Annotated in this window: 8 protein-coding genes and 1 pseudogene; 5 read left to right on the top strand and 4 right to left on the bottom strand. The window is 45.6% G+C overall.

Translation table 11 applies throughout. The features are described from left to right. The first annotated feature begins 12 nt into the window (after nt 1-12). Both P0M28_RS29705 and P0M28_RS29700 read left to right on the top strand, forming a co-directional pair. Nucleotides 13-1,422 carry a sulfatase family protein gene (locus P0M28_RS29705; RefSeq protein ID WP_302207144.1) on the top strand — a complete coding sequence of 470 codons (1,410 nt, stop codon included), beginning with the start codon at nt 13-15 and terminating at the stop codon, nt 1,420-1,422. Nucleotides 1,423-1,574: 152 nt separating this feature from the next. Beyond that, nucleotides 1,575-1,967 carry a hypothetical protein gene (locus P0M28_RS29700; RefSeq protein WP_302207143.1) on the top strand — a complete coding sequence of 131 codons (393 nt, stop codon included), beginning with the start codon at nt 1,575-1,577 and terminating at the stop codon, nt 1,965-1,967. Here P0M28_RS29700 and leuS read toward each other — a convergent pair whose 3' ends face one another. Both leuS and P0M28_RS29690 read right to left on the bottom strand, forming a co-directional pair. Then, nucleotides 1,968-4,736: a leucine--tRNA ligase gene (gene leuS, locus P0M28_RS29695; protein WP_302207142.1), complete on the bottom strand. Its 2,769-nt coding sequence runs from the start codon at nt 4,734-4,736 to the stop codon at nt 1,968-1,970. 165 nt (nt 4,737-4,901) lie between these two features. Then, nucleotides 4,902-5,405, bottom strand: a complete 504-nt coding sequence (locus P0M28_RS29690; RefSeq protein WP_302207141.1) for a hypothetical protein — start codon at nt 5,403-5,405, stop codon at nt 4,902-4,904. A gap of 368 nt (nt 5,406-5,773) precedes the next feature. Here P0M28_RS29690 and P0M28_RS29685 point away from each other — a divergent pair. Further along, nucleotides 5,774-6,190: pseudogene (locus P0M28_RS29685) on the top strand (6-pyruvoyl trahydropterin synthase family protein); the annotation flags it as partial. A 62-nt stretch (nt 6,191-6,252) separates the two neighbouring features. After that, nucleotides 6,253-7,359, top strand: a complete 1,107-nt coding sequence (gene lpxB, locus P0M28_RS29680) for a lipid-A-disaccharide synthase (RefSeq protein ID WP_302207140.1) — start codon at nt 6,253-6,255, stop codon at nt 7,357-7,359. Between the two features lie 34 nt (nt 7,360-7,393). On the opposite strand, the gene P0M28_RS29675 is transcribed toward lpxB, so the two are convergent. Both P0M28_RS29675 and P0M28_RS29670 read right to left on the bottom strand, forming a co-directional pair. Next, nucleotides 7,394-9,199, bottom strand: coding sequence for an alpha-amylase family glycosyl hydrolase (locus tag P0M28_RS29675; RefSeq protein ID WP_302207139.1), 1,806 nt, complete (start codon nt 9,197-9,199; stop codon nt 7,394-7,396). Further along, nucleotides 9,196-9,408: a hypothetical protein gene (locus P0M28_RS29670; RefSeq protein ID WP_302207138.1), complete on the bottom strand. Its 213-nt coding sequence runs from the start codon at nt 9,406-9,408 to the stop codon at nt 9,196-9,198. Before P0M28_RS29670 ends, P0M28_RS29675 begins: the two co-directional genes overlap by 4 nt. Before the next feature lie 312 nt (nt 9,409-9,720). Here P0M28_RS29670 and P0M28_RS29665 point away from each other — a divergent pair, with 312 nt between their 5' ends. Further along, a complete protein-coding gene (locus P0M28_RS29665; RefSeq protein WP_302207137.1) occupies nt 9,721-11,736 on the top strand; it encodes an alpha-1,4-glucan--maltose-1-phosphate maltosyltransferase in 2,016 nt (671 codons plus the stop codon). Nucleotides 11,737-11,799 lie beyond the last annotated feature (63 nt).

Genomic DNA, 11,799 nt, shown 5'->3' with positions numbered 1-11,799 from the left:
TCTTCAATTTTTATGAGAACGCTTCTTAGTTTTATTGCCTGCTTATGGTTCAATCAGGCTGTGTTTGCTCAAACTGGGTCGGATAAGCCTAATATTGTCGTTTTTATTGCTGACGATGCCGGGTGGCGCGACTTCGGCTGTTATGGTAATCCGGCTATTCGAACGCCCAATATTGATCAATTAGCAGCCGATGGCATTCGGTTTACGAATGTATTTCTGCCCACGCCTCAGTGTAGCCCGACTCGTACCAGCTTACTAACCGGTCAGTTTGCCCACACGCTGCGTACCGAAGACTTGCATACTCCACTAGACGTTAGCGAGAAAACGGTGGCGCATCATCTGGGCGAAGCAGGTTACTACACTGCTTTGCTAGGGAAATCCCACATTGGCAAAGAGGCTACCGCCCAATTTGATTATTTTAATGCGGGTAAGGAGAATCCTCGGGGGCAAGATTTAGCCACTGCGCTGGATAATGCCGGTGAACAACCCATTTTCGCCTGGTTTGCTTTTTTTGATCCTCACCGTAGCTATCAACCGAACACCATCGCTAATCCGCACGATCTTGAAGAGGTAGTAGTGCCGCCTTACTTAGCCGATACTCCCGAAACCCGGCAGGATTTGGCAATGTACTACGATGAAATTAACCGAATGGATAGCGTAATTGGGGCTTCACTGGCTTTACTGGAAGATCGTAGTAGACGGGAGAATACCGTGGTAATTTTTATGAGTGATAACGGCAAACCTTTTACCCGGGCCAAAGGCACATTATACGACGAAGGAATAAAGACACCATTTATTGTCAATTGGCCCGCCCGAATAGCTGAAGCCCGTGTAAATAGTAATTTACTTACAACTTTACGATTAGCTCCCACAGTTCTTGATATAGCTGGAGTTGATAAGCCCCAAAAAATGTTTGCCGAAAGCATGGCGTCTTTGTTTACTGAAGGAAATTCAGTGGCTGACGAATACGTTTACGGTGAGCGCAACTGGCATGATTGCGATGAACATATGCGAAGCGTTCGTAGCGACAGTTTTAAGCTGATTGTGAATAGCTATATTGAACTTCCGCACGGCACAGCAGCGGATTTAGCTGGTAGTCCATCTCATCAATCATTACTGAGACTAAAAGAAAAAGGCGAACTAAATGAAGTGCAATCCCTAGTTTTTCAAGTGCCCCGACCCGCTATTGAGCTTTATGATGTAATTAACGACCCTTTTGAGTTGAATAATTTGGCTTTTCGATCCGAATATCGACCGATTATCCGAGAGCACTATGGTGCTTTACAGCAGTGGATGAAAGAAACTAACGATTTTCCTCCGCATTTTCGCCGAAGGTACGACAATACTGACCGCGTTACTGGGGCAATGTTTTTGGGCGACCCTCCAGAAATGTACGCTCCTTTACCTGAGAAGCAGAAATAATACAATGATTTAGCAGTTATAGAATAAATAGTTACGCTTAATTATGGAAAAATACAACAAAGTAAGTTTTGTATAACTTTTTTCATGTTTAGTGCAAATCAAAGCCGAATATTTGCAAAGGAAAGAATGAGCAACCGCTCTCACCCGTAGCGATGAGTATTATTAAGTATACCACGAAGTACGTATTTATTCTATTAGCGCTATCGGCTTGCCATCGAGGAATGATTTGTCCGGCTTTCCAGAGTAGCTTTATTTTGGATGATAGCGTACGTATTACGCACTTTTCCTTATTTGAGGGTGATACCACGGCTTATGCTCCCAAGGAGTTTGTGACTGATAAGAGTCGCTACGGAATTATGTCCGAGGTGAGCTATCCTAAAAAGTACAATTCTATCAAAACCATTGAGATGGTGACCATATTTCCGCCCGGTGAACCTCAGTCGCAAGATTCGGCCTACGTTGACCCACTCAATTCAGGCGACCCCATGATGGCTCCGGCTGATTCGGTAAACACTCCGATGATTGTGGACGAAGAGCCGCAGTAATCAAATTACAATATTCACAATTCGTTTAGGAACCACAATTACTCGCTTGGGTGATTTCCCGTCTAGCCAGCGGTGTACGGTTTCGTCCTGTAAAACGGCCTGCTCAATATTCTCCTTCGACATGTCCAGGGCAAAATTTAGCTTGGTTCGCACTTTTCCGTTGATTGAAATTGGATACTCGTGAACATTTTCAATCAGATATTCTTCGTTGTAATTGGGAAAGTTGGTCTGGGTCACACTGTCTACGTTTCCTAACAAATGCCACAGTTCTTCGGCAATGTGGGGGGCAAACGGAGACAAGATTACAACCAAGTCAGTCAGCACTGATCGTTTGTTGCACTTTAGTGAGGTTAATTCGTTCACGCAGATCATAAAGCTGCTGACTGTCGTATTGAAAGAATAGTTCTCAATATCTTCCTGCGTTTTCTTAATTGCTCGATGCAGTACTTTTAATTCTTCGGAAGTAGGCTCCGCTTCGCTCACCGAGAAGTTACCCGACCCATCGTGAAATAATCGCCAGAGCTTTCGCAAAAACTTGAATACTCCATCAATACCGTTAGTGTTCCAGGGTTTGGATTGCTCCAGTGGACCTAAAAACATTTCGTACAACCGTAAGGTATCGGCACCGTACTGTTCTACCACATCGTCCGGATTAACTACGTTGAACAGCCGTTTAGACATTTTCTCCACTTCGGAACCGCAGAGGTATTTTCCTTCTTCCAGAATAAACTGGGCACCATTCAAATCGTCTCGCCACTGCTGAAATGCTTGGGTATCTAATACATTATTAGAAACTAAGGACACGTCTATATGCATGGGCATTACTTCGTACTGATCTTTTAATCCTAGCGAAACAAACTCATTTTTTCCCTTAACCCGGTAAACGATACTGGATTGCCCCTGAATCATCCCCTGGTTAATGAGCTTTTGGTAGGGTTCATCAACGGTGACGTAGCCTCGATCGTGCAGAAACTTAGTCCAGAAGCGGGAGTAGAGCAAATGGCCGGTAGCGTGTTCGGTTCCACCGATGTATAAATCTACGTTGCCCCAGTACGCTTGCGCTTCTTTACTTACAAATTCTTCTTCATTGTGGGCATCCATGTAGCGAAAATGGTACCAAGAAGAACCCGCCCAACCCGGCATGGTCGTCAGTTCGTAGCCGTACTGATTCTTATACTGCCAGTCGCTGGCTCGGCCGAGCGGTGGTTCGCCATCTTCGGTAGGTTTGTATTCGTCTACGGCGGGTAACTCTAGCGGTAAATCTTCTTCGTCCAGCAAATGCGGAATATCGTCTTTAAAGTAGACCGGAACCGGTTCGCCCCAGTAACGCTGACGACTAAACACCGCATCGCGCATTCGGTAGTTCACTTTCGCCTCACCTAATTTTAGTTGCACCGCTTTGTCAATAGCCGCCTGAATAGCATCGTGCGAATCCATTCCATTTAAGAAATCAGAATTGATAATGGTTCCGTGTTTTTTCTCGGTAGGATTCTCCAGGTTCTCAGTTCCTTCAATCACGTGGATAATGGGTAGATCGAAGTGCTTCGCGAACCGAAAGTCGCGGTCGTCAGAAGAGGGGACGCCCATCACTACTCCGGTACCGTAGCCGGCCAATACGTAGTCGGCTATCCAAATGGGTACGGGTTCGTTAGAAATAGGGTTGATAGCGTAGGATCCGGTAAACGCTCCTGAAACCGTTTTTACATCGGCCATCCGGTCGCGCTCCGAGCGGTTCACCGCTTTTTCTACGTAGATAGCTACTTCCTCTTGCTGTTCAGGAGTGGTTAACTCACCAATCAGCTCGTGTTCGGGAGCTAAAGTAATGTAGGTAACGCCGAAAATGGTATCAGGGCGCGTAGTGAAAGCAGTTAGCGTAATGCCAGCGCTCTGAACTTTGAAGTCTAGTTCGCAGCCAGTAGAACGGCCAATCCAGTTGCGCTGCATCTCTTTCAGAGAATCAGTCCACTCGATGGTTTCCAAACCGTCTAGCAATCGGTCGGCGTAGGCGGTAATTCGCATCATCCACTGCTTCATCTTCTTACGCTCAACCGGGTAGCCGCCCCGCTCAGAGTAGCCGTCTTTCACCTCATCATTTGCCAGCACGGTTCCCAAACCCGGGCACCAATTTACTACTGTATCGGCTAAGTAAGTCAGGCGATAGTTCAACAGCATTTTTTGCTGTTCGGCTTCTGAGGAATTACTCCATTCTTCGGCCGTAAAGGCCAGGGTATCCTCATCGCAGGCAGCGTTTACGGAAGTGTTACCATTTTGTTCAAACTGAGTAATGAGCGACTCGATAGGTTCTGCCTGATTGGTTTTTTGATTGAACCAACTTTGGAATAGTTGCATAAAAATCCACTGTGTCCAGCGGTAAAAGTCGGGTGAACTGGTTTGCACCTCTCGGCTCCAATCGAAGGAGAATCCAAGGTTGCCGAGTTGTTCTTTATAGCGTTCAATATTTTGGGCAGTAGTAATTGCCGGGTGTTGCCCGGTCTGGATGGCGTACTGCTCGGCGGGTAATCCAAAGGAATCGAAGCCCATCGGGTGTAGCACATTAAACCCTTTTAACCGCTTATAGCGACTCACAATGTCGGAAGCGATATAGCCCAACGGATGCCCTACGTGTAATCCAGCCCCTGAAGGGTAAGGAAACATATCCAGTACGTAGTACTTGGGGCGGGTTGGGTCTGCGGAAACTTGGTAAATATTATTATCCCGCCAGTGCTGCTGCCACTTATTTTCTATCTCCCGAAAGTTATAATCTGCCATGTTTGTAATTATGAATGATGGATGAGTAATGATTGATGAATACTGATTGAAGTTATTAGTCATCAATCATTACTCATTATTCATTATTTCGAGGTAAAATTAGCAGAAATTCGTCAGAAACAACAGGGAGTAATCGTTCTGAATGAGCTGGTTCTTCGGTGATCGCTAGACCGCTGCTTCTTCAAGGGTTCGGATACCCGGATGTTGACGGTGGCGAATGAAGTGGTAGATCGCTTCAGCTACGCGGGTTACTAGCGGTTTGCCCACCTTAGTGGGGTCGTGAAGCTCATCTACTAATAGTATTGTCCAGAAAAACGGGGCGGGCTCAGTGGATATTATTTCCTGTACTTTCTCTTCTGAATGACTAATTCCAATCACCGGGATATGATGCTGGTACCCCAAATTCCAGAGTGAAACGAAGCGAGCAGGCTCAGGTTGGGTATCCAAAGGGCGGCAGTCAACGATAAACTCTATCTCTTCGGCATTTTCCTGAACCCAGTTAAGCGAGGCTGAAGTTGGAACTTGATGCCAGTACTGAATCTCTTCCAGCCATTCCTTTGTGAAGGATGCATCGTCGCTCACTAAGGCCAGATAGTTAAAGTTTTCATGGTTTAGTTTCTTAACTAGCGTTTTACCCAGTAATGACTGGGCTTCCATAATTACCATCATAATCGACAGGTTTTACGATTCTTTTGAAGAACTGAATATAGCAGACAGATTGTTTATATTTGTAAAAAAGAAAAAAACGATGGGCAATGAGTAATGTACAGAAGACAATTGATAATGAATAATGACTGATGAATCATGATGAATTGGTATGGGACACTGTACAGTAGATAAAGAGCAATGGGTAAAGCTAAACCCCGTACACCAAACTACGCTAACACCAAAACACTTTAACCTGCTAAACCGTACGACAGCTGCCTGTAACTCAATGCCTATGGACTGTTGACTATTAACTATTAACCAATGCCCGTCGACTATGGACTATCGACCGTGGACTAATAACGAATTAGCAATCGAACAATTGAAAACAAATGATTTACGTAAGTCGGAAAGAGCACTTTAATGCAGCTCACAAATTATATAACCCTAGCTGGAGTCGGGAGAGAAACGAGGAAGTCTTTGGACCCTGCGCTAATGAGAATTGGCACGGCCATAATTTCGAAATGATTGTTACGGTGAAGGGTAAGCCTGATCCCGAGACTGGATTTGTGGTTGATCTGAAGAAGCTGAGTCGGGTAATTAAGAGCACAATCATTGAAAAGGTCGATCATAAAAACCTCAACGTAGACGTAGATTTTATGCGGGGTAAAATGGCCAGTTGCGAGATCTTGGTAGAAGAGTTCTGGAAAATACTTGCTCCCGAAGTGGCTAAAATTACCGCTCGCGGAGAATTACACTCCATTCGATTATTCGAGACCCGTAACAATTTTGTGGAATTCTTTGGCGAAGGGTTGGAACCAGCTACCGCTAAAACAGAAGCACAACAGCAGCCAGAACTGATGTTGAACCTATGAAATACTATATAGTCGCGGGAGAGCGATCCGGCGACTTACACGGGGGTAACCTAATTCGGGAGATTCGTCAGTTAGATTCCGAGGCGCAAATTCGCTGCTGGGGGGGAGATTCAATGGAAGAGGCTGGTGGGATTTTGGTAAAGCACTACCGCGATTTGGCTTTTATGGGTTTTTGGGAAGTGCTGAAGAATCTGCATACTATTCGAGGTTTCCTCAAGTTTTGTCAAGCGGACATACTCAAATATAAGCCAGACGCGGTTATTCTGATTGATTACGCGGGTTTCAACCTCCGCATTGCGCGCTTTGCTAAAGAACAAGAATTTCGCGTATACTACTACATCGCTCCTAAAACCTGGGCTTGGAATGCTTCTCGCACCCATAAACTTAGGAAGTACACTGACCGAGTATTTTCTATTCTTTCGTTTGAACCCGACTTCTTTAAAAAATATGGCGTAAATGCTACCTACGTGGGTAATCCGCTGAAAGATGCTATCCGAAATTTTGAGCCAGATCCCTCATTTCGCGAAAAGCACCAACTTGGTTGTGAGCCAATTATTGCACTTCTTCCGGGAAGTCGCAAGCAGGAAATTCAAAACGTGCTGAATACACTGTTGGAAGCGGTGCCTCATTTTCCTCAAACTCACTTTGTGGTAGCAGCAGTCGGAAACCTTCCATCTTCATTCTATGATCCGGTACGTTCTCATCCTCAGATCAGTATTGTGACCGACGAAACTTATCAAGTGCTGAGGGAAGCTCATCTGGCGATTGTTACCTCGGGTACAGCTACGCTAGAAACGGCATTATTCAACGTTCCTCAGGTGGTGGTATATCGAACCAGTACAGTTTCTTACCGTATTGCGCGGGCTTTGATTCGGGTTCGGTACATTTCGCTAGTCAATCTAATTATGGACTCTGAAGTAGTGCCTGAACTTATTCAGCAAGATTTCACGGTAGAAAATATTGTATCTTGGAGTAAGAAGCTGCTAGTAGAAACTGAAGAACGAGAAAGTCAGTTTCAGGCCTACACTGAGTTACAAGCAGTAGTAGGTGACCGACCAACATCACGCATTGTAGCCGAGCAGATAAGGGCAGACCTAACTTAGATCCGCCTTCTGCATCGTACGTAGGCAGATTCTATCAACTATCCTGCGATAATACCAACATAGTGTAGGCCGGTAGATCAAACAATCCGTAGCAGGGCATTCCGTCGGTCTCACCCTCCTGTCCTTCTACCGAGGGCAAGTTTTGATTGGTAAAATCACGATCGTACCCTTCCCAATCGCTGTTAAAGCGCACCTTCCATAACCCCAAGTTAGGCATTCCGATAGTATAACCAATATGATGCTCGGAGGAAAAATTGGCTACAACCATTACCGTGTCGCCCGGCTCACCTGTTTCCCATCGTTGGTAAGCTATTACCTTACCTTCATTATTCAGGTGGATAATCTGAGTATTCGATCCGGTTAAGCCTTTAGAATGACCAAAGCGGTTAAGTCGGAGAGTAATCAAGTCGCGGTAAAGCTGCGTGATACCGGTAAACACATCTTGCTTTACCCATTGCAACGGTTCGGTATCGCTAAAGTAGCGATCTTCCAGAAACTCCTGCCCCTGAAACATCATAGGAATTCCGGCAGCAGTAAAGACTAGTCCGGCTCCTAGCGTCGAGCGTTTTTTAGAATAAAAGCTATCTGCCTCACCCGGCTTAATCTCTTCGGCAACCCGGGATTTACCGTTGGCTACTTCATCGTGTGACTCAGTATAGATTACCCGCCGGAAGGCCTGTTCAGTAGGAATATTTACGCAGTTAGCTACTGTTTCCATATCCCGGTTGGTATCATCCATCGTGATGATCGCTTTGCGAACAGGATGAACAAAGCCAGCCCACCATTGGCTGCCAAACCCCGCCCCACCTTCAAAATGAGGTTTGGTTAGTGCTTCTTCATCCTGCAAGTCTTCGGCGATAATTAGTTTGTTAGGATACTTAGTACTTATTTCGTTGTTCAAATCCCGAAAGAAGTCCCAAGCCTCAGGAATATCCAAATCGGCTACGTGGCTGTATCCGCCGTCTTGGCTACGCATAAACATGGTTCCGTCTAACCGTAGGCCATCCATCCTAAAATCTTCAAGCCACATAAGTGCGTTATCGCGCAGATAGTTGCGTACTTCGGCGCGTCCGTAGTCAGGGCGAGTGCTGCCCCAGGGCGTATCCGCCCGATTGTCATTATAAAAATAGATACCTCCACCGTCATTCTCTGACCAGCCATCAAAGCGCCATAGATCAATATCGGTAGGGCCAAAATGATTGTACACCACGTCTAAGATGACACCAATGCCATGTTCGTGGGCTGCTCTCACCAGTTCCTTTAGTGCGTTAGGTCCACCGTAAGCTTCTTCTACTGCAAACGGGTAAGCCGGATTGTAGCCCCAGGAATAATCGCCGGGGAACTCAGCCGTGGGCATCAGTTCGATTACATTTACTCCCAAATCTTTCAGATAAGGTAATTTTTCTATTGCCGAAGCAAAGGTGCCCGGTTGCCCTTCTTCTGTAACGTGGAAAGTGCCAATGTGCATCTCGTAAATGATGCACTGGTTCCAGGGCGGAAGTTCAAAAGAGTCATCTTGCCAATTGAACCGACTGGAATCATAAATAATGCTATTACCATCTGAGTTAGTAAGCTGACGAGCGTAGGGATCATTACGATACAGCCAATCATCTTGAGGGGATTGAATTAGAAATTTATACTCATCACCTACGCTAGCTTTCGGGACAAATGCGTACCAGTAGCCATTTTCTTCGGCTTCTAATGATGGGCCTTCCTGATTCCAGTCGCAAAAAATGCCAGTTACTCGTACCGCCTGGGCGTTAGGAGCCCATACCCGGAAAGCCACTCCTTCTGAAGTAGGGATGGCTCCCATCCCCGCTAGTTTTTCTGCTGTTTTCATAAACCTTGTAATTTCCGAATAATGTGCTCTAGCATATGAACCTTGTCATCCTGAATACTTCCCACTTCCTGGGCGGTATTTTCTGCCGTATTCATATGCTCAATAGAGTTTTGTAGTTGGTAAATAATTTCCTTGGTTTCGGCCATGGTTAATTGCACCTGGTGGGTTGCGTCCATTGGCTGGGGTTCTTGGTTGCCAGTAGTGAGCATTATAGTTATGTTTAAAAAGTGAATTTTCTAAAAAAAATTAGCGAAGCAGGACCCAACCCGCCTCGCTTAGTATCTATAATTGAATCATGCAGTGAATACTGCAATCCGGCAACTTGCTTGCTGCAACTTTGTAACCAACTGCCCAAATGCTGAAATTTTGAACGCAGCATCTAAATAGTGAGGTGGAAATTGCCCAATTTGCTCGTGCTCACTGAGGGAAATTGCTACACTTTTTGAAACAAAAAAGTATCTCACAAGCCAATTATTTCAATAACAATGCTGTACTTTCGCAGTTGAAACCATATGAATACCATGCCAACTGCAAAAGCTACCAAACCGAAAAACAAAAGTAAAAACAAGTCTCTTAATTCATTAAATAGTATTCAAGGCAAGCAGCGGGTTATCATTACCAACGTTGACCCGCAGGTACACGATAATTACTTTCCGGTAAAGCGATCGGTGGGTGAGGCGGTACACGTTACGGCTGACATTTTTGCCGACAGTCACGATATAGTTCGTTCGTTGGTTCAATTTCGAAAAGAGGGAGACCAAGGGTGGCAAGAAGTACCGATGAACCCGTTTATGAACGACCGCTGGTCGGCAACGTTCATTCCTGAATCTGCCGGGTTTTACGAGTTTACGGTTCTAGGATATATTGATCACTATGCTTCTTGGCAGCACGGGCTGCGTAAAAAGCACGAGGCTAAGCAAGATATATCGGTAGAGATACTGATCGGAGCCGAAATGATAGAAGATGTTGCCAAACATGCCGACGGTCAAGATCAGCATCAACTCAATGATATAGCCAGTCGGCTTCGCAATACACTAGATGCCGAAGAAGGTGTTATTATGGCGTTGAGTGATGGGGTAACTCAGCTTGTAGATAAATACTACGATCGGAGCAATGCCAGCCACTACGCTCCAGCTATTTCTGTGGAAGTAGAGCGAAAAAAGGCCTTGTTCAGTACTTGGTACGAATTTTTCCCGCGTTCTACTTCGCGGGAGCGGGGCAAGCACGGAAATTTTCAGACCGCGAAGGCGATTCTGCCACGTGTTGCTGAAATGGGGTTTGACGTAGTGTATTTGCCACCCATTCACCCCATTGGCAAGAAGCACCGCAAAGGGTTAAATAATGCGCTTACGGCGAATCCGGGCGATCCGGGTTCTTGTTGGGCTATTGGCTCTGATGAGGGAGGGCATAAGTCTATTCACCCTGAGTTGGGTACCTTAAAAGATTTTCAAGATTTTATTTGGGCAGCGGGTGAACATAATATTGAGGTGGCACTGGATATTGCCTTTCAATGTGCCCCCGATCATCCCTACGTGAAGGAGCACCCACAGTGGTTTAAGTGGCGACCAGACGGTACAGTGCAATATGCAGAGAATCCCCCTAAGAAGTACCAAGACATTCTGCCGATCAACTTTGAAACCGAAGACTGGCAGAATCTTTGGCAGGAACTGAAGAGTATTATTGAGTACTGGGTAGATAAAGGAGTGACTATCTTTCGTATTGATAACCCACATACCAAATCGTTTCGGTTTTGGCAGTGGTGTATCAAAGAAATCAGAACCAAGAATCCTGAAATTATTTTTCTGGCCGAGGCGTTTACCCGCCCTCGCATTATGGAGTGGTTGGCAAAAAGTGGATTTAATCAGTCGTATACCTACTTCACTTGGCGACAGAACCCGCATGAGCTGCGGGAATACGTGCTGGAACTTACGCAGGGGCCAATGCGAAACTATTTTCGCCCTAATTTCTGGCCGAATACGCCCGATATTCTTACGCCCGATTTGGTACACGGCGGAGAGCCCGCGCACATTATGCGCTTAGTTCTGGCGGCTACCCTTTCTTCTAACTATGGTTTGTACGGCCCAGTATACGAATTTGGTATCAATACTCCCTACCCGGGAAAGGAGGAGTACCTCGATTCAGAAAAGTACGAAGTCAAGCACTGGGATTGGGAAGCGGAGACCCGAATTCGGGAGATTATCACCATCATTAACCAAGTACGAAAAGATAATCCGGCATTGCAGAGCACCGCAAATGTACTATTTGCCGAGGTGCAAAACGATCAGATACTGGCGTATGCAAAGAAGGATGCCGCTACCGGAAATACCATGTTTATGGTTGTGAATATGGACCCCTACCACACACAAAGTGCTTATTTGAAGGTGCCGATGTATGAATTAGGAATGGATTTCAATAAGCCTTATCGGGTGGAAGATCAGATTAGTGGGGCGCATTACACGTGGCACGGAGAATGGAACTACGTAGAACTTAATCCGTTCCAAATTCCGGTTCACGTTTTTAAAGTAATTCAGGACTAATGGCGAACCCAATAATTTTGTATTATTAACTGCATATTACGTACACTACTTCTTCATATCACT

It is taken from the genome of Tunicatimonas pelagia (assembly GCF_030506325.1).
Lineage (GTDB): Bacteria > Bacteroidota > Bacteroidia > Cytophagales > Cyclobacteriaceae > Tunicatimonas > Tunicatimonas pelagia.
Note: the sequence above shows the minus strand (reverse complement) of the source record. Positions and strands in the feature narration are given on the sequence as shown.

Bases quoted from the DNA above. Each gene is read 5' to 3' on its own strand.
- P0M28_RS29690 (WP_302207141.1), bottom strand. From the start codon at position 5,405: ATGATGGTAATTATGGAAGCCCAGTCATTACTGGGTAAAACGCTAGTT.
- P0M28_RS29670 (WP_302207138.1), bottom strand. From the start codon at position 9,408: ATGCTCACTACTGGCAACCAAGAACCCCAGCCAATGGACGCAACCCAC.
- leuS (WP_302207142.1), bottom strand. From the start codon at position 4,736: ATGGCAGATTATAACTTTCGGGAGATAGAAAATAAGTGGCAGCAGCAC.
- P0M28_RS29665 (WP_302207137.1), top strand. From the start codon at position 9,721: ATGCCAACTGCAAAAGCTACCAAACCGAAAAACAAAAGTAAAAACAAG.
- lpxB (WP_302207140.1), top strand. From the start codon at position 6,253: ATGAAATACTATATAGTCGCGGGAGAGCGATCCGGCGACTTACACGGG.
- P0M28_RS29675 (WP_302207139.1), bottom strand. From the start codon at position 9,199: ATGAAAACAGCAGAAAAACTAGCGGGGATGGGAGCCATCCCTACTTCA.
- P0M28_RS29705 (WP_302207144.1), top strand. From the start codon at position 13: ATGAGAACGCTTCTTAGTTTTATTGCCTGCTTATGGTTCAATCAGGCT.
- P0M28_RS29700 (WP_302207143.1), top strand. From the start codon at position 1,575: ATGAGTATTATTAAGTATACCACGAAGTACGTATTTATTCTATTAGCG.